A 17,776-nucleotide genomic window follows, 5' to 3' on the forward strand; every position below is an offset into this window, starting at 1 on the left:
CAGAAAATGAATACAGAACGTTGGGTACGTGTGGTTGCCGGTTTTTTTGTTCTGGTGAGTGTGGTTTTGGGTGCGCCCGCCAGCCCGATTTTCGTCAGTGAGTGGTTCCTGGCATTTACGCTCTTTGTCGGTTTCAATTTGTTGCAGAGCGGTTTCACTTGTTTCTGCCCTCTGGACAAAATTTTACTGAAGCTGGGCGTACCGGGTTCAGGGTCCTGCGGGAGATAATTCATGGAAGCCAAAATTCTCACCTTTGTCCAGGCGCAATGGCCGCTTTTACTGGCAGCAGTAGCCTTGATCATCATGATTTTTAAAGGCCCACTGACGCGCAAAGCAGCAGGAATCAGTGAGGTGGATGCGAAAACGGCGGTTCAGTTGATTAACCACGAAGAAGCTGTAGTCATTGATGTGCGCGAACAAAAGGAATGGGCTCAGGGGCATCTCCCCGGCGCCCGTCATATTCCCCTCGGGGATCTTCCCAAATACATGAAAGATTTGGAAAAACATCGTGGTCATCATGTTATTTGCCAGTGTGCCAGCGGAATGCGTTCGGCGCGGGCTGCTGCGAGCCTGAAAAAAGCGGGATTTGATAAAATCTACAGCCTCAAGGGTGGTATTAGTGCCTGGCGGGGTGCTGGATTACCGGTCGAAAAATGAAAGTAGCAGCCGAAGTGTTGATGTATGCTACGGGGACTTGCCCCTATTGCCATCGCGCAGAGGCCCTGCTGCGGAGTAAGGGCGTCAATCCACAAATTATTCGGGTGGACCACAACCCGGCTTTACGTCGGGAAATGCAGCAGCGCGCCCACGGAAGGCACACCGTACCGCAGATTTTCATTAATGGTCAGCATGTGGGTGGTTCTGATGATCTGGCGGCCCTGAATCATCGTGGGGCTCTGGACGCTCTCCTGCAGTCTGCACCCCAGGAATAGCCGGCGAGGCGGATTTGGAGGAGAAAATGAAGGGATTGATGGTAGTTTGTCCTTCCTGTGGAAGCCTGAATCGGGTGCCGCAGGAGCGTCTGGGTGACAAAGCCAAATGCGGCAAGTGTCATGCTGAAATCTTGCCCGACCACCCGGTTAATCTGGCTGCTGCAAGCTTCAATACCTACATCCAGAAAAATGAATTACCCGTATTGGTAGATTTTTGGGCCCCCTGGTGTGGTCCATGCCGCAGTATGGCCCCGCAGTTTGAGCAGGCTGGACGAACTTTGCGTGGTCGCGTGCTTTTTGCCAAGGTTAATACGGAAGAAGAACAGTCCTTGGGGGCGCGTTTCCAGATCCGCTCTATTCCCAGCATGGTTCTTTTCAAAATTGGTAAGGAACACGCGCGGGTCAGTGGTGCCATGGGCGCTGCGGATATTCAGCGCTGGCTTGCTGCTCAGGGTGTCTAGATCAGAATTCTTTCAGTAAAGGTGCAAGCCATCATTATCTGTCTTGACTTCTTTCGAATAAACACTAAATTACCTCTATAACTTGAGATTTTAAAATAAGTTGGGGGCGTGTTGTGTGTGATTCATCCAGAACTTATTCCAATCGGCGTCAATTTCTTCGGCAGTTAGTTCTGGGTGGAGCTCTGCTCGGAACCTGGAAAATGGCGGATGCGGGCAATTTCCTGCGCAGCCGATCGAAAGAACGTCCCATTGTGGTTTGCCTGGATCCCGGTCATGGGGGCCACGACCCTGGTGCGGTTGGTTTGCGTGGCACCCGGGAAAAAGACGTGGTGCTCGACGTCGGCCTTACTCTGGCCCAACGTTTGCGCGAAACTCCGGGGATACAGGTCGTCATGACCCGGCATACGGATCAATATATTCCGCTGATGTCGCGTATGCATCTGGGTTCACAACATCGGGCCGATCTGTTTATTTCCATTCATGCGGATGCTTTTCCTGACCCCGACGTACGGGGTTCCACGGTCTGGGCGTTGTCAGGGAAGGGCGCCAGTAATGCCGCAGCGCGCTGGCTGGCGAAAACCCAAAATGCAGCAGACCCCTTACTGAGCAAGTTATCTGGAGGCAGTCCCAATCCCATGCTCAATGAAGTATTAATCAATATGACCCAGACGGCGGCCATGAATGCAGCGGCAGCGGCAGCAGATGTGATGATTCGCGGGCTGGTGGGGGTGGAAGGGCTGCATAATGCGGCCGTGCAACATGCTAATTTTGTGGTGTTGCGTGCGCCCGATGTGCCTTCCATGTTGGTCGAGACCGCCTTTATTTCCAACCCGCAGGAAGAACAGCGACTGCGTGACCCGGAATTTCGTCAGACCCTTGCGCGCAGTATGCACGATGCTATTGTTGCCCACTTTGTGAAGGCACCACCTGCTGATAGCTGTTGGTCATCGGCTAATCATATTCTGGGTCATCATGAAACTCTCTCGGAAGTCGCGCGACGGTATGGCCTCAGTGTTGAAGCGCTCCGCCTCGCCAATAATCTCCCCCATGGTGAAGAGCCAGCAGGCACCCATCTGCGTGTTCCGATCATGAGTGCTTGAGATCAGGTTCTGTGCAGTTTTACGGGCAAGTGATATAACTAAGCAGTTGGCCGACAGAACCATAGGTGGACATTGCAGTATTCTCAGGCAGAACCCCAGACAGAAAGAAATCAGACGCGGCTAGAAGAGTGGATTAATGGACTCTTGCATGGCGCAGGAGCCATGGGTGCGCTGCTGATATTTATTATCTGGTTGCTGGGAGCGGTGTTGCACAGTAAGGCGCTGGCCATTGTCAGTGTTTCGGTATTTGTGACTACCATCCTGATTTTATATGCTGCATCCACCATTTATCATTTGCTGCCACAGGGACCCGCCAAACTGTTTTTTCAATGGGTGGATCGTTCGGCCATTTACCTGTTGATTGCCGGCACCTATACGCCCGTGACCCTGATGGTTTTGCACGATGTCTGGGGGATGATTCTTCTGATGCTGGAATGGGTGCTGGCGTTGGTGGGTATTTTACTGTTGGTGTTCACCGGAAAGCGCTTTTATACCCTGTCTTTGATGCTCTATTTGCTGATGGGTTGGATGGCAGTGTTTGCGGTGCTGCCTTTGTATCGCGCCTCTCCAGGCTGGTTTTTGTGGCTGTTGCTGGGTGGTGGTGCCGCTTATACGCTGGGAGTTGTTTTCTTTCTGTTGGATCAACGTAAATACTTCCATTCGATCTGGCATATTTTTGTCATTGCCGGTACGGCTCTGCAATTCTGGGCTATCCTGCAGTTTGCGGGTTGACCTGATTATACTTGCTATTATTCGGTGGATCCTTATAATCTGTGGCCCTGCTCCCATCGTCTAGCGGTCTAGGACACTGGCCTCTCACGTCGGTAACAGGGGTTCGAACCCCCTTGGGAGCACCAGTTACCGTCTCAGTGAAAATTATACTGGCTGATCTGCTGGCTATTGTTGCAGAAATGACCATGAAGGCAGACAGCTTCGTAACGCCATTAAACAATTTGGGTCAATGGCTTTTCCCACTTCCTGTTCCATGATTTCCAGAGTGCGGGCAACAGGTACTGCGTCGCGATAGGGTCTTTTGGCAGTGATTGCATCAAAAATGTCAGCGGTGGTGATGATTTTGGTTTCAAGGGAAATATCCTTTGCATGCAAGCCTAAGGGGTATCCCATTCCATCCAGGCGTTCATGATGGGCGCCGGCAATAGCAGCTATATCCTGAAAATGAAAAATTCTTTGCAGAACATCCTTGGTTAATCCGGCATGAATCCGAACCGCTTCCCATTCCTGATCATCCAGTTTGCCGGGTTTGTCGAGGATATGATTACTGACGCCAAGCTTTCCTACATCGTGCAATAACGCACCACGTCGCAACCAGCGTCGATGCTCTGGGGTGAACCCCATTTGTTCCGCAATTCCGTCAGTGTAAAGGCTTACCCGACGACTATGATCATGTGTATAGGGGCTTTTTATATCGACTATGGAAGCAAAAACCTCTGCAATATGATCTAATCTGTCCTCGTCAATAAATGTTCTGCAGGATACGGGTTCCAGGGCGCTGACGCGTGACTCAATCCCTTCATCCTTAAGTCCTTCCCAAAACCCATCGGTCCGATAAAGTGCCTGAAAAGCTTTTACTATCTCAGGATTAAACCAAGTTCCCTGACGTTGACGCAGCTCTTTATGGACGTCATGGCGTGATCCTGTCTTGTAGAAAATATCTATGACCTGAGAAATCAGGGCTATTTGTGAAAACAATGGAATCTGGTTGCCTTTTAAGCCTTCCGGACGCCCTTTACCGTTCCAGTGCTCGTCAAGACTCTTGATGCTTTCGGCAACCTTTGCGTTGAAACCTAATTTTAGCGCTATATTGGATCCACGTTCACAGCGGGTTTGAACCAGTTCTGTCGCCAGTTCTTCTCCTTTGCTGCCAAGATGCACAACACGACGCATTTTTCCCAGAATATCCTCATGTTGACCAACGTGACGAAACACAAATTTGGCTAGCTGCAAAAAATTCTGATTGTCTACCAGCTTGTAGTCTTTTTTGACCAGTCTTTCATCGGTGCCATAAAGCTCCCACAGACGCGCGGCGTTACTGCTGCAACCGGCGTCTTTCAGTAATACCGAGTAGTACAGGTCGGTTAAGGCAGTATCGTCAAGCCGTAATTCACGACCGATATGCATGGCAATCCAGGTGCAGCGCAAAGAATGGCCGGCTGGCTGCCCCTCGGTTAGATCCAATGCGAAGCTTATGGCACCCACAATTTCTGCGAGTGAGGCGGTTGATTCATGTTGAGCAAAGTTTTTCATAAGCTTTGTATTTTAACGGGCATCCATACTGAGGTACAGATGCATCAAGACTGTCTGGAATAGAGTGTTATGGAGTTGGTTATGACGCGGGGTCAGCCAGCCAATTGATCCCTTTGCCTTGCCAGCCCTCTGTCGGGCAAGTACCATCCCATGCAGAAATGGAACGCGTAAGAGCGGGAGCATAAAAATCATGTTTCACGGCAGTATGGTAGCTTTGGTGACGCCCATGCGCGCAGATGGCGCTGTGGACGATAAGGCATTGCGGGATTTAGTGGAGTGGCATATCAGTGAAGGCACGCATGCGCTGGTAGCTGTTGGTACCACCGGTGAATCTGCCACCTTGGAAATGAAAGAACATGTTACGGTGATTCGAAGCGTCGTTGAGCAGGTCAAGGGGCGGATACCCGTCATTGCCGGAACCGGTGCCAATGCCACCCATGAAGCCATCAGTCTGACCAAAGCGGCCATGGAAGCCAAGGCAGATGCGGCGCTTCTGGTTTCCCCCTACTATAACAAACCGACTCAGGAGGGGCTTTTTCAGCATTATACGGCTATTGCCGAGGCCTGCCATTTTCCTATGATCCTTTATAATGTGCCCGGTCGCACGGCGGGAGACATTCTCCCGGAAACTGTGGCCCGCCTGGCGCCGCGCGCCTGTGTGGTGGGTATCAAGGAAGCCAGTGGTAAAGTCGAGCGGGTGGCCGAAATCCTCCATCAGTGTGGTGATCAGGTTGAAGTGTATACCGGAGATGATGCGGCGGCCTTGGCGGCCATGTCTTTGGGGGCCAGAGGGGTCATTTCCGTGACGGCCAATGTCGCCCCGCGCCTCATGGCTGAAATGTGCAATCTGGCGCTGGCAGGGGAGTTTGTGGCCGCCAGGGCGGTAAACGCTCAGTTGCTGGGTCTGCATCGTGACTTGTTCGTAGAGTCCAATCCCATCCCGGTGAAATGGGCCTTGCAGGAAATGGGAAGAGTGGGACCGGCGTTGCGATTGCCCCTGACTCCGTTGTCCGAAATGTATCACGAGCGTCTGCGCAGCAGTTTGCACGCAGCGCATTGTCTTTGATTTTTTTCGCGCTCTGTCGCGTTTAGTGGGGTTTTGCATGCGCCGTTATGTTGCTCTTGCCGTGGTTGCCAGTCTGGGTTTGGGAGGGTGTTCGTATATTCCTTTCCTGCATACAAGTACGGGTCCGAAGTATGAAGATTCGCAGGTGATGAAACCCTTGGCCGTTCCGCCGGACCTGCTGGCGCAGGTCCCGGCGCCGGGAGTGACTATTCCAGGAGGACCTGTAAATCCTGCTAGCGTGTCGGATAGCACCATGGGCGGATATGGGGTTTTCCAGCCGCGTGAAGCGCCCGGCCAAATGCCCATAGAAGAAAAACCGTTGGCCGGGGTCAGTTCGCAAATTGTCGGTAGCGGTGCAGATCTGAGCCTGACGACGCAGGCCAAACCTGAGCAGATATGGGCTGCAGTCAAGGAAACCCTGGCAGCCAGCAAGACCCCTATCGAAAAATTTGCGCCGGAGCAGGGTGAACTGGTGACTGGCTGGCATAATTTCCGTACCGGTATTTCGGCCTTTTTCGGCAATACCCTGGCGCCTTCACATCGTGAACGCTATGCTTTTCATTTGCAGACCGCCACCGATGGTAATCAGGTTTTAAGTATCCAGCAGGAGCGTTACTGGAATAACCCCCAGGGCAGTTCGGTGGAATGGAAAAAAGTCCCTGCCGATGCCGATCATAATCGCGACTTGCTGCAGGCTGTGCAGAAGCGTCTGAGCCAGTCGGTGCTGCTGGCAGAAATGCCCAAAATCAAGGTGACGCGCTATCGGGATGATGGTGGTCCTTATCTGGTTCTGAATGCGGTTCCTGCCAAAGCCCAACCAGCCGTTGAGGTGGCCCTGCAAGGCCTGGGTTATCCAGTTCGCAGCGAAGGAATGGGGGATTGGTCGGTGATGATTCATGAAGGCGGTAAGCAGGCCCGGCAAAAGCAGGGTTTTGTGGGCGGGATTCTGAACCGTACCTGGGACAGCATCAAGGCTATCTGGAGCAGCCCGAAAGATCAGGAGCCGGTTTCGGTGCGGGTCCGCCTGCTGGCCATGAAAGACAACTCCGGTAGCGTTCTGGAAACCGAGCCGGGGGTGGGTAAAACAGCACCCAAGTGGTCGGTGGAACTGCTCAACAAGTTGCAGACGGCCCTGACCCCGCAATCCGGGGGTAATGCATGATTGAGCGTTATACGCGCCCGGAAATGGGTGCCTTATGGACTCAGGACGCTAAATATCAGGCGTGGCTGGATGTCGAGCTGGCCGCCTGTCGCGCTCTGGCTGCGCGTGGCGAGATCCCGGCCGAGGCCCTGGCAGAAATTGCAGCAAAGGCGGCTTTTGACAGTGCCCGCATTGCTGAAATCGAGCTGGAAGTGAAGCATGACGTCATTGCATTTTTGACCTCCGTGGCAGAATTTGTGGGGCCTTCCAGTCGCTTTATTCACGTGGGACTCACTTCCTCAGATGTGGTGGATACGGGGTTCGGCTTGCAGCTCAAGCGCTCCGGTGAACTGCTCCTGAAAGGCATGGAGCGGGTTTGTGCCGCGCTGGAGCAACTCGCCTGGAAATACAAGGATACGGTCATGATGGGCCGTTCTCACGGCATTCATGCCGAGCCCATTACTTTTGGTCTGAAAGTGGCGGTCTGGTATGCCGAGGCGCAGCGTAATCACCAGCGTCTGCAGCGTGCCATTGCGGCAGTTTCTGCGGGAATGCTGTCCGGAGCGGTGGGTACTTTTGCCAATATCGACCCGGACATAGAAGAAGCGGTTTGCCGGGAGTTGGGCCTCAGCCCGGAGCTGGCCAGCACCCAGGTGATCTCCCGTGATCGTCATGCCGAGTTTTTCAATACTCTCGCCATCATCGCCGGTTCCATCGAGAAAATCGCGGTGGAAATCCGGCATCTGCAGCGTACGGAAGTCCTGGAAGCCGAAGAACCGTTTACAGCAGGGCAGAAGGGCAGTTCCGCCATGCCGCACAAGCGCAATCCCATTCTTTCCGAAAATCTTACCGGCTTGGCGCGCCTGCTGCGCGGCTATGCCAGCATGGCGCTGGAAGACATTGCCCTCTGGCATGAGCGGGATATTTCCCATTCCAGTGTGGAGCGGGTTATTGGCCCGGATGCCTGCATTGTCATGGATTTCATGTTCCACCGGGCCAGTGGGTTGCTGGAAAAACTGGTGGTTTATCCTCAGCATATGATGGATAACCTGAATAAAATGCATGGTCTGATTTTCTCTCAACGGGTATTGCTGGCTTTGACGGCCAAGGGCATGTTGCGGGAAAACGCTTACCGTGTCGTCCAGCGCAATGCCATGCAGGTTTGGGAAAATAATGCCGATTTCAAGGCGCTGCTGGCTGCGGATCCAGATGTTTCGCAGTATCTGCAGGAAAATGACCTGGCAGAATTGTTTGATCTTGCTTACCACACCCGCAACATTGATCGCATCTTTGCGCGGGTCTTTCCGAAAGGACAGCCGCAATGAGTGAACGTCAGGCGTTGTACGAAGGTAAGGCCAAAATTGTTTATGCCAGCAGCGTGGAAGATGAGCTGATTCTGCACTTCAAGGATGACACTTCGGCTTTTGATGGAGAAAAAGTCGAGCAGCTTGCCCGCAAGGGCGAGGTCAATAATGCTTTCAATGCTTTTATCATGGAGTACCTGCAATCCGAGGGCGTGCCGACCCATTTTATCCGGCGTCTGGATGCGCGCGAAAGTCTGGTGCGCCGCCTGGAAATGATTCCGGTGGAATGCGTGGTTCGCAATCGTGCTGCAGGCTCTTTAACGAAGCGACTGGGTATTGAGGAAGGACGGATACTGGAACCCCCGACTCTGGAGTTTTTTCTGAAAAATGACGCCTTGCATGATCCCATGATCAACACCGCACATATTCGCACCTTTGGTTGGGCCAGTGCAGAAGAGGTGGAAGCCATGCGGCGCTGGACCATGCGCGTAAATACGTTATTGAAGGCTTTGTTTGCCAAAGCCAACCTGATTCTGGTGGATTTCAAGCTGGAATTTGGACGTTTTCACGGCGAATTATATCTGGGTGATGAATTCAGCCCCGACGGTTGTCGATTATGGGATGCCCAAAGTCTGGAAAAAATGGATAAGGATCGCTTCCGGCGTAATCTCGGCGGGGTGGTGGAAGCCTATCTGGAAGTAGCCCAACGTCTGGGTGTGCCCCTTTAAGTTTATTATCGGTTCCAGGTCTGATTTTTAAGCGAGGAAACACTTCATGCTGCTGCTGCGCGGCTCTGCGGCCCTTTCTGCCTTTCGTCTGCAACATCTGCTGAAACTCCTGCAAGAAGCGGACCTTCCGGTTGCTTATCTGAATGCGCGCTTTGTGCATCTGCTTGACCTGAGTGAAGCCCTCAACGCCGAACAAACTGGTGTGGTCACCGCTCTGCTGCACTATGGAACGCCATTTACCGAAGAGTCCCAGGATGGAATTCAGGAAATTTGCGTGTTGCCGCGCCTGGGTACCATTTCTCCCTGGTCGAGCAAAGCCAGCGAAATTTTCCGGCATTGCGGGCTTGGCAACGTCCGCAGGGTCGAGCGCGGTGTGTCCTATACGCTGATGCGTGCCGGAGTGGGTATTTTCAGCACGACAGAAATGGAGCAAATCCGTCGGCAGCTTCATGATCCCATGACCGAATCTGTGCTTTCTGACTGGGATGCAGCCGAGGCCATTTTCAAGCACCCCGAGCCGGCACATTTGCGGCGGGTGGCGCTGCAGGCAGAGGGCATGACGGCCTTGACTGAAGCCAATCGCAGCATGGGACTGGCGTTGTCTCCTGCTGAACTGGATTACCTGAAGGATTATTTTTCAGATTTGGGCCGAGATCCCAGTGATGCCGAACTGATGATGTTTGCCCAGGCGAATTCCGAGCATTGTCGCCATAAGGTATTTAACGCCCACTACCATCTGGATGGCGAAAATCAGTCCCAGAGTCTGTTTGGCATGATCCGTGAAACCCATCGCCTGAATCCGCAAGGCACTTTATCTGCCTACAAGGACAACGCAGCAGTCATGGCGAGTATCATGACCAGTCAGCCCTTTGCCGTGGCTGCCGACGGTCAGTATCGGCCAACGGAAGAAAACACCGCCATTTTGATGAAGGTGGAAACCCACAATCATCCAACGGCCATTTCTCCCTTTCCGGGCGCGGCCACGGGCAGTGGTGGGGAAATTCGGGATGAAGGGGCCACGGGGCGGGGCGGCAAACCCAAGGCGGGTCTGACCGGGTTCTCGGTATCTCATCTGCGTATTCCGGGTTATACCCAGTCCTGGGAACAGCCTTTTTATGGAAAGCCGGCGCGGATTCGTTCCGCTCTGGAAATCATGCGCGGTGGACCGCTGGGTGCGGCTGCTTTCAACAATGAATTTGGACGTCCGGCCATTGCCGGTTATTTCCGGGTTTTTGAGTGTGATCACGATGGGGTGCATCGCGGTTACCACAAGCCCATCATGCTGGCCGGAGGGTTGGGGCAAATCCGCCCGCAGATGGTGGAAAAACAGCCTTTGCCGATCGGCGCGAAAGTGTTGGTGATTGGTGGTCCGGCTATGCTCATCGGTCTGGGTGGCGGTGCCGCTTCCAGTGTGGCCAGCGGATCGGGCGATGAACAACTGGATTTTGCCTCGGTGCAACGGGGTAATCCTGAAATGCAACGGCGGGCCCAGGAAGTGATTGAACGCTGCGTGGCTTTGGGCCAGGATTCCCCCATCCTCTCCATTCATGATGTGGGTGCCGGTGGATTATCCAACGCCGTTCCCGAGTTATTACATGATGGGGGTCGGGGCGGGCGCCTGCAGTTGCGCACGATACCTAATGAAGAACCCGCCATGTCGCCCATGCAAATCTGGAGTAATGAAGCGCAGGAGCGCTATGTGTTGGCGGTTACTCCAGAGGATTTGCCGCGCTTTGAGGCCATTTGTCAGCGTGAGCGTTGCCCCTACGCCGTACTGGGTGAGGCTGTGGAAGAAGATGTCCTTCTGGTCGAAGATGCGCTCCTGCAGGATACTCCTGTAGATATGGCACTCAGCGCGCTACTGGGTTGTCCGCCGCGCATGGAAAGAAACAGCCGGCATCAAATGGTTCAGACCCAATCTCTGGACCTGTCTGGAACGGTTTTGCGCGATGCTGCCTATGCGGTGCTCCGTCATCCCTCGGTAGCCAGTAAGGAGTTTCTGATTACCATTGGCGACCGGAGCGTGGGGGGCCTGATTCACCGCGATCAGATGGTCGGTCCCTGGCAGGTGCCGGTTGCTGACTGTGGAGTGACTGCAGCAGATTTCTGGAATACCCACGGTGAGGCGATGGCCATTGGCGAAAGGGCGCCAGTGGCAGTTCTGAACCCTGTGGCCAGCGCGCGCCTGGCCATTGCTGAAGCACTGACCAATCTCTGGGCGGCAGATGTGCGGGTACTGGATAACATCAAGCTCTCGGCCAACTGGATGGCGGCAGTGGATCATCCCGGCGAAGATGCAGCTCTCTTTGATGCCGTCAAGGCAGCAGCCCTGGAAGTTTGTCCTGCCCTGGATCTGGCCATTCCGGTGGGAAAAGACTCCTTGTCCATGCGCACGCTCTGGCAGGAAGAAGGGCAGGACAAAGCGGTCGTCTCTCCTCTTTCCCTGATTATTACGGCTTTTACGCCCGTGCAGGATCTGCGCAAGACCTGGACGCCCCAGTGGGCGGCCCAGGAAGAGACGGATTTATGGCTGGTTGATTTAGGACAGGGCCGTCTGGGGGCTTCTATCCTCGCCCAGACAGTGGGGCAAATGGGCGCGGAAACGCCGGACATGGATCAGCCTGAACTGTTGCGTAAACTTTTTGCGGCGCTATGCAGCTTGCGTGAACAGGAACTCGTGCTCGCCTATCATGACCGTGCCGATGGCGGGCTGTGGGCTACGCTGTGTGAAATGTCATTTGCGAGTCGTTGCGGAGCGGATATGGTGCTGCCTGCCGGGGCCGATGTCTGGTCTTTCCTGTTTGCGGAGGAGCCGGGCGTATTGCTTCAGGTAGCGGCCAAAGATCGGGAAACCGTGCGGGGCATTTTTGCGGAAAAGGATCTGGACACCCGGGCTCAGTGCCTTGGTACCGTGCATGTCGGGCATTGGCAGCTGCGGGTACTGCAGGGTGAACAGGTATTACTGAACGAACCCATTGCGGAGTTGCTGCAGGCATGGACTGAAAACAGCTATCAGATGGCGTCGTTGCGTGACGATCCGCAATGCGCCAAAGAAGCATTTGCTGCCGCGACCGCAATGGAAGCTCCGCTTTTCTCCCGTGTTCCCTTCAGTCCGCAGATGCCCATGATTCAGCAGGGTGTGCAGCCCAAAGTGGCCATTTTGCGTGAGCAGGGCGTCAATGGTCAGGTTGAAATGGCGGCTGCTTTTCACCGTGCCGGATTCACGGCTGTGGATGTCCACATGAGTGATCTGACTAGTGGACGTTATCGCCTCAATGATTTTCAGGCATTGGCAGCTTGTGGCGGCTTTTCTTATGGCGATGTGCTGGGTGCCGGGGCTGGTTGGGCCAAGTCCATTCTGTTTCATTCGGCATTGCTGGACCAGTTTGCGGCGTTTTTTGCAGATGAATCGCGCCTGGCCCTGGGTGTCTGCAATGGCTGCCAGATGATGGCTGAATTGCGGGAAATCATTCCCGGAGCCGGGCATTGGCCATTATTTACCCGCAATCGTTCTGAGCAATTTGAAGCCCGCCTGGCCATGGTGGAAGTGCTGGACTCTCCTTCCCTGTGGTTTAGCGGGATGGCCGGAACCTATGCACCGATTGTCATCGCCCATGGCGAAGGCCGTGCCCACTTTGACAGTACCACCGAAGGGTCTCCTGCACCGGTCACCATGCGTTACGTGGACGCCATGGGGCAAGTGGCACGTCACTATCCGGCCAACCCCAACGGATCGCCGGAAGGGATCACCGGGCTCTGCAATGAAGATGGTCGGGTTGCCATTTTGATGCCGCATCCCGAGCGGGTCGTGCGTAGCCTGCAAATGAGCTGGGCACCAGCAGATTGGGGCGAATTGACGCCGTGGATGCAGATATTCACCAATGCCCGCAAAGTGCTGGGATCCTGATGTAAATAAAAACAAAGGCACTTGGCCGCATGTGCCAAGTGCCTGTTTTAATTGGTCGGGGCGATAGGATTCGAACCTACGACATCCTGCTCCCAAATCTGACTCGCAAGCTCCAGTAACAGGATGATAGAAAACTGAAAAACATTTTTTCAGTTTTCTAAAACTCGCTTGTCAAAGATGGCTTAACTTACTGATTTTGCGTTGTCCGAATAATGCGATTTAGAAGCTCAATGCTTGTATACCGTGAGCCACCTACGCAGTTATGCGTTCCTCATGCTCTCTGAGACGGGAGAGGCTCTGGGGTGGTTGCACTTCTGGTGGCCGCTGTAGATCTGCCGCCATCTCGGCATCCTCAGGTAATGGCTGCCGAGGACCCAGCCAGCCAGTTCCTTTGTGCAGCTTGCTGCCGCAAAAACCTCAATTTATTACGGCCCATGATTCCAGCACCGGCAATGCTGCGGTCAGTTTTGCCTTGGCGCATCCATACCAAAATCTGACGAATCGTAAACATCTCAAATCTCCTGTTGCTCATGGTTCCCTCCAAAAGCGAGGAAGGTAACCGGTTCAATAGAATTTGAGATTAAGATAATTAAGCGGCAGGTGGTACCATTACGTCGCCCCCAAGGCGGCTCTATTATGGTGACCCTGCAATGCCGCAATATTGCCGACCCGCGACGCCACCTCTTCCCCTAATTATTCATTAGTGAAAGGTGATTCCTCTCAAATCGATAATGTCATTTCAGCAGAAGTAACTGCCGAATTTAGGTTTGTTGACCGCAGCGTGCGCGCCAGATACCTTGGCGAATTCCTTCACGCTTATCCCCAACTGTTTGCGCAGAAGAATCCCCATCCGGCGAAGCACCTATCGTCCTTCCATCGTCAAGCTGCGCCCATTAATCCTTTCATGCCCTATGTAGTATTGCACTATGGTCGGGTGTTTAATGGCCTTGTTAGTAACGCAACTCCGGCATAACGATAAAGCTCAGCCTGAAACTGGTAATATGCCGCTAATTGCTCGGATTTTGTGACTCTAGCATTGATAAGATTTTCTTCTGCTGTCACGAGGTCGAGGATATTCGCCAGACCAATCCGATATTGGGTACGTATACCCGATAAGGCTTTTTGCGCATTTTGAACTTGTGACTGTGCAGCCTTATAGGCGCGGTAGCTGCTTTGCCACTGAAAATAAGCCTTCCATACCTGTAGAAAAATATTTTGAATTGCCTGCTGGGCTTGCGCGCGGGCTTCTTGATATAAGGCGCGAGCCTTCTGTACTTGATATTGCGCCTGAAAATTGGTGTCAAGTGGTACATTTAATTGCAGCCCTACCGAGAAGCTTTCCTGGTCTGGGTTCTGCTGAAAAAAATTCTTGCCGAGACTGCCCACCAGAGATAGTGATGGAAGCCCTTGGCATTTGGCTACGGAAATGTTGTGTCGCGCGGCCGCCATGGTTTCCAGGTCAGCTCGAATGGCTTGGTTTTGATGGTACGCTAGATGCAACCAATGAGAGACGATCGGTGCATGTGGAACTTTAGGGGGCCTAAGGCGGTGTATGTGAACCCTCACGGAGATCGGCAAACCAACGCTCTCAGCAAGTTGTCCCTGGCTAGCCTGTAGCGACCCCTGCGCTGAAGCGAGGTCTTCCTGTGCCTGTGCGAGTTCCGTCTTGGCTTGATATACATCCGTGATCGCCTTGAGGTGAGCACGGTATTGGGTGCGTGTTGACCGATAAATCATTCGAGCCTCTCGTACCCCTCGTTGATAAGTTTCCACAATGGCTTTGGATTCTGCCAGACCATAATATGCATCGGCGACATCTAAAGCGACCGTCTGCAGGGTTTCATTTGCACTGTAGCGGGCTGCCAAGGCGGTAGCATGTGCTGCACTGACATTGGCTTGGCGGTAACCGAAATTAAACAGCACCTCACTTAAACTGAGGGAACTATATAGACCATTCTGGGCTGGCGTATTGAGGAGTGATGTACTATAAAGCGTTTCGTTACGTTGTCCTTGTATCTGTGCGCTGATTATCGGCAACCAGAGTCCTTTGGTGTACCCCAGAGTTGCGGCCTGTGCCTCAAGATTCGCCCAGGCGCCAGATGTTTGGGGATTGTGGGCCAATGCCCAAGCGGTGAGTTCTGGGAGGGTTTTTAGGTGTTCCAACACCTTTGACGATGGCATCTGAACCGCAGGTAGATGCACCACTGGACCTGATGCGGCACGGTATTGTCCCACCGGAGGAACCAGTGCGCGCGTGTCCCAAGGGTCGGCAAAAAAGCCTTTGGCGGGATAAATCATGGACGCAGATGCCGGAAGATTACAAAGCAAAAGCCAAAAACCGCACACGGATACGGTCGCCCGGATCGTCCATTTCGGAAAAATATATCTTCGGGCCTTCATGCTCTACCAGTGGGCGGGGTCACAACCGGATTCTTTATGACAGGTTGTTGGCTATTCCAAAGAGCCAAACGATATTCTTCCCGATCGATTTCCGTAAGATGCCCTTCTCCCAAATGATAGATGCGGTCACATTGCATGACAGTATCTGGTCGATGGGCGATAACAATCCGGGTAATCTGTAGATCGCGGATATGAGCATTGACTTGCTTTTCTGTGGCCGGGTCCAGGTGACTTGTGGCTTCATCAAGGACCAGAATACGTGGTTTAGCTAGCAGGGCACGAGCCAGAAATATCCGTTGTTGTTGGCCCCCAGACAAGGTGGATCCCATGTCCCCTACCAATGTCTCGTAGCCCATGGTCATTGCGCTGATTTCTGCGTGAATGCCAGCCAAACACGCCGCTTCAATAATTTTCTCCAGCGGCGTATCAGGATTTGCGAAAGCGATGTTGTTTGCGATGCTTCCAGCAAACAGCCGGTCGGATTGCATGACGGCGCTAATATAGCTTCGATAGCGCTGCAAACCTAGGTGCCTCAGGTCCACACCACCATAGCAAATCGTGCCTTGTTCGGGGGTTACTAGTCCTAAAAGAACTTTCACCAGCGTGGTCTTGCCATTTCCAGAGGGGCCGATGATGGCAATCGACGACCCTGCTTCGACGTGCAGGAACAGATTCTGTAAAATCCATTGATCAGTTTCGGCGTATCGGTAATGAATGCCTTCTAGATCAAGCTCCGCCTTGGGTTCTGCACCCAGGTAAGTGGCTTCGCGATGGGCTTCAGGTGGTGTCAAAGCGATATCTGCCAAGCGTTCTCCGTAAAGGCGTAACATGCGGAATTCAATCCAGGCATTGATTAGCCCATCGCCTCGGCTCATAAACTGGCTTGCATAGGTGGCATATGCTACTAACATACCCACTGTGAATTCTGTGTGCATCACCATCAGTGTGGCAATCCAGATAATTACAACGTGACCGATCCCGATCAGAAACTTTTGCGCGACATCAAAAAGCGAGGTCAATTGCTGAACGCGTATATTCTGATTGGTGGTTTCCACCAATAAATTGCTGAATATGGCACTTCGTTCCGTTTCTCGATTGAACAGCTTTAGGGTCTGAATTCCACGTATGGATTCCAGCAAGTAGGTTTGCTGTCGGGCTGCAGCGAAAATCCGACGCTCTGTCGCAGCCCGCAATGGATAGAACACCATCCAACGCAGGAGGAGATATAGCGCAAACACGACCAACACGATGGCAGTAAGTCGCAGACTGTAGATGGCAATGACTACCAGAATAGCCACACTTAGAAGACCATCCAGGCTGGCCGAAACCAATTTAGTCGTGATGGTGTTGCGAATTTCTTGAATCGCTCCATAACGAGAGACCAGATCACCAATTTGGCGTTTTTCGAAAAAATCCTGTGGCAGGCGCATCAGATGCGCGAACACATTGGCCGCCCACTGCACGCCTAGTGTGGCATTGATATGGATGACTACCCAGGAGCGCAGGCCAGAAAACAGCGCGGAAAATACGGTTGCCGACAAATAGACAATACCGAGCAGAGTTAGCAAATGATAATCATTGATGACCAGCACCTCATCAATTATCCATTGCATGTAAAAAGGGCCGAGAATACCTAGCAGTTCCAAAATAAATGCTAAAATAAAAATGCGCATTAAAGCACCACGAAGGCCATGCACAGGTCCCGTTAGGGCTGGCAGGGAAATTGACACTTTTTGTTCAGCTGGCTGAAAATTGGCAGCAGGTGTCAATTCCATAGCCACTCCCGCAAAACCTTCGGTAAACTCTCCCTTGGTTAGCACACGCATACCCCGTGCCGGATCATGAATCACCACATGCTGTCGATGGACAGCCACCAGGACAACAAAGTGATTGTCCTGCCAATGCAGCAGGCAAGGCATTCTTAGTTTGGAAACATCTTGTGGTTCCAACCGTAATGCTCGGCATTCCAACCGTAGGGCTGCAGCCATCCGTATCAACTGGCTAAGATTGACGCCCTTGAGAGAGCTGCCGAAACGCCTGCGCAGGCTAGGAAGATCAATGGCATAGCCATGATAACCGGCAATCATGGCCAGGCAGGCCAAGCCACATTCGGCAGTTTCGGATTGCTGGATCATAGGGACATTACGACGAAACCCGAAGCGCAGATCCGCAAGTATTTCCTGCGCAATTTTCATGATGGTGGCTCTGCCCTATGCGAATGAGGATGAACAATCTTGTGCTGAAAAAAGAAATTGCGCTGAAATCCGCGCAGGGGTTCGAAAACCCATTGAATCAACCGCAGGTGGCCTAAGGGAATTTCGGCGTGTACTAGTGTAGTGTTGCATTCTTGGTGAACCTTAAGGTTAATGATGATAAAATAGCTCCATGTTGAGGGTATGAATGGAGTCGAGCCTTGCGAGTTGCGCCCACAGTCACTTTAACCAGCGAAGAGCGGTCCGAGTTGTCCCGTAT

15 protein-coding genes and 1 tRNA gene are annotated in these 17,776 nt (G+C 53.0%); 12 read left to right on the forward strand and 4 right to left on the reverse strand.

All coding sequences use genetic code 11. The features are described 5' to 3' along the window. Nucleotides 1-6 precede the first annotated feature (6 nt). The 7 genes from H7F08_RS10410 (at nt 7) to H7F08_RS10440 (ending at nt 3,350) form a co-directional block, all read left to right on the forward strand. Nucleotides 7-228 (forward strand): DUF2892 domain-containing protein, encoded by a 222-nt coding sequence (locus H7F08_RS10410; protein ID WP_010637351.1) that lies wholly within the window; start codon nt 7-9, stop codon nt 226-228. A gap of 3 nt (nt 229-231) precedes the next feature. After that, nucleotides 232-657, forward strand: coding sequence for a rhodanese-like domain-containing protein (locus tag H7F08_RS10415; protein WP_010637353.1), 426 nt, complete (start codon nt 232-234; stop codon nt 655-657). Further along, nucleotides 654-932 (forward strand): glutaredoxin 3, encoded by a 279-nt coding sequence (grxC, locus tag H7F08_RS10420; protein WP_010637355.1) that lies wholly within the window; start codon nt 654-656, stop codon nt 930-932. Before H7F08_RS10415 ends, grxC begins: the two co-directional genes overlap by 4 nt. 26 nt (nt 933-958) lie before the next feature. After that, complete coding sequence (gene trxC, locus H7F08_RS10425; RefSeq protein WP_142087257.1) at nt 959-1,393, forward strand: thioredoxin TrxC; 435 nt, start codon at nt 959-961, stop codon at nt 1,391-1,393. A 200-nt stretch (nt 1,394-1,593) separates the two neighbouring features. Beyond that, on the forward strand, nt 1,594-2,493 hold the full coding sequence (locus H7F08_RS10430; protein WP_193640530.1) for an N-acetylmuramoyl-L-alanine amidase: 900 nt from the start codon (nt 1,594-1,596) through the stop codon (nt 2,491-2,493). A 72-nt stretch (nt 2,494-2,565) separates the two neighbouring features. Beyond that, nucleotides 2,566-3,225, forward strand: coding sequence for a PAQR family membrane homeostasis protein TrhA (gene trhA / locus H7F08_RS10435; RefSeq protein WP_226831487.1), 660 nt, complete (start codon nt 2,566-2,568; stop codon nt 3,223-3,225). 49 nt (nt 3,226-3,274) lie between these two features. Beyond that, nucleotides 3,275-3,350 (forward strand) — tRNA-Glu (locus tag H7F08_RS10440). Between the two features lie 40 nt (nt 3,351-3,390). Here the strand turns inward: H7F08_RS10440 and H7F08_RS10445 are convergent. Next, complete coding sequence (locus H7F08_RS10445; protein WP_215882254.1) at nt 3,391-4,632, reverse strand: HD-GYP domain-containing protein; 1,242 nt, start codon at nt 4,630-4,632, stop codon at nt 3,391-3,393. 316 nt (nt 4,633-4,948) lie between these two features. Here H7F08_RS10445 and dapA point away from each other — a divergent pair, with 316 nt between their 5' ends. The 5 genes from dapA to purL are packed head-to-tail and all read left to right on the forward strand — an operon-like array spanning nt 4,949 to nt 12,904. After that, nucleotides 4,949-5,824 (forward strand): 4-hydroxy-tetrahydrodipicolinate synthase, encoded by an 876-nt coding sequence (dapA, locus tag H7F08_RS10450; protein WP_031572229.1) that lies wholly within the window; start codon nt 4,949-4,951, stop codon nt 5,822-5,824. A gap of 37 nt (nt 5,825-5,861) precedes the next feature. Beyond that, nucleotides 5,862-6,986, forward strand: coding sequence for an outer membrane protein assembly factor BamC (gene bamC / locus H7F08_RS10455; RefSeq protein WP_193640533.1), 1,125 nt, complete (start codon nt 5,862-5,864; stop codon nt 6,984-6,986). Beyond that, a complete protein-coding gene (gene purB, locus H7F08_RS10460) occupies nt 6,983-8,290 on the forward strand; it encodes an adenylosuccinate lyase (RefSeq protein WP_193640534.1) in 1,308 nt (435 codons plus the stop codon). The genes bamC and purB overlap by 4 nt, the downstream gene beginning before the upstream one ends. After that, complete coding sequence (purC, locus tag H7F08_RS10465; RefSeq protein ID WP_075323172.1) at nt 8,287-8,997, forward strand: phosphoribosylaminoimidazolesuccinocarboxamide synthase; 711 nt, start codon at nt 8,287-8,289, stop codon at nt 8,995-8,997. The genes purB and purC overlap by 4 nt, the downstream gene beginning before the upstream one ends. 46 nt (nt 8,998-9,043) lie before the next feature. After that, the gene (gene purL, locus H7F08_RS10470) at nt 9,044-12,904 is read left to right on the forward strand and encodes a phosphoribosylformylglycinamidine synthase (RefSeq protein WP_193640535.1); all 3,861 of its coding nucleotides are present in this window, start codon (nt 9,044-9,046) and stop codon (nt 12,902-12,904) included. A gap of 352 nt (nt 12,905-13,256) precedes the next feature. Here the strand turns inward: purL and H7F08_RS10475 are convergent, their stop codons facing one another. From H7F08_RS10475 to H7F08_RS10485, 3 genes are all read right to left on the reverse strand, one after another. Continuing rightward, nucleotides 13,257-13,415, reverse strand: coding sequence for a hypothetical protein (locus H7F08_RS10475; RefSeq protein WP_193640536.1), 159 nt, complete (start codon nt 13,413-13,415; stop codon nt 13,257-13,259). A gap of 413 nt (nt 13,416-13,828) precedes the next feature. Continuing rightward, complete coding sequence (locus H7F08_RS10480; protein ID WP_193640537.1) at nt 13,829-15,202, reverse strand: TolC family protein; 1,374 nt, start codon at nt 15,200-15,202, stop codon at nt 13,829-13,831. A gap of 98 nt (nt 15,203-15,300) precedes the next feature. After that, entirely contained in the window at nt 15,301-17,499 is a 2,199-nt protein-coding gene (locus H7F08_RS10485; RefSeq protein WP_193640538.1) for a peptidase domain-containing ABC transporter, read from the reverse strand. Nucleotides 17,500-17,776 lie beyond the last annotated feature (277 nt).

The organism is Acidithiobacillus sp. HP-11, assembly GCF_015100075.1.
In the GTDB taxonomy this organism is placed as follows: domain Bacteria; phylum Pseudomonadota; class Gammaproteobacteria; order Acidithiobacillales; family Acidithiobacillaceae; genus Acidithiobacillus; species Acidithiobacillus thiooxidans.

Coding starts and splice junctions, on each gene's coding strand:
- H7F08_RS10445 (WP_215882254.1), bottom strand. CDS start 4,632: ATGCATATCGGTCGTGAATTACGGCTTGACGATACTGCCTTAACCGAC.
- H7F08_RS10430 (WP_193640530.1), top strand. CDS start 1,594: ATGGCGGATGCGGGCAATTTCCTGCGCAGCCGATCGAAAGAACGTCCC.
- trxC (WP_142087257.1), top strand. CDS start 959: ATGAAGGGATTGATGGTAGTTTGTCCTTCCTGTGGAAGCCTGAATCGG.
- purL (WP_193640535.1), top strand. CDS start 9,044: ATGCTGCTGCTGCGCGGCTCTGCGGCCCTTTCTGCCTTTCGTCTGCAA.
- H7F08_RS10475 (WP_193640536.1), bottom strand. CDS start 13,415: ATGTTTACGATTCGTCAGATTTTGGTATGGATGCGCCAAGGCAAAACT.
- H7F08_RS10410 (WP_010637351.1), top strand. CDS start 7: ATGAATACAGAACGTTGGGTACGTGTGGTTGCCGGTTTTTTTGTTCTG.
- grxC (WP_010637355.1), top strand. CDS start 654: ATGAAAGTAGCAGCCGAAGTGTTGATGTATGCTACGGGGACTTGCCCC.
- bamC (WP_193640533.1), top strand. CDS start 5,862: ATGCGCCGTTATGTTGCTCTTGCCGTGGTTGCCAGTCTGGGTTTGGGA.
- purB (WP_193640534.1), top strand. CDS start 6,983: ATGATTGAGCGTTATACGCGCCCGGAAATGGGTGCCTTATGGACTCAG.
- H7F08_RS10480 (WP_193640537.1), bottom strand. CDS start 15,202: ATGATTTATCCCGCCAAAGGCTTTTTTGCCGACCCTTGGGACACGCGC.
- purC (WP_075323172.1), top strand. CDS start 8,287: ATGAGTGAACGTCAGGCGTTGTACGAAGGTAAGGCCAAAATTGTTTAT.
- H7F08_RS10415 (WP_010637353.1), top strand. CDS start 232: ATGGAAGCCAAAATTCTCACCTTTGTCCAGGCGCAATGGCCGCTTTTA.
- dapA (WP_031572229.1), top strand. CDS start 4,949: ATGTTTCACGGCAGTATGGTAGCTTTGGTGACGCCCATGCGCGCAGAT.
- H7F08_RS10485 (WP_193640538.1), bottom strand. CDS start 17,499: ATGAAAATTGCGCAGGAAATACTTGCGGATCTGCGCTTCGGGTTTCGT.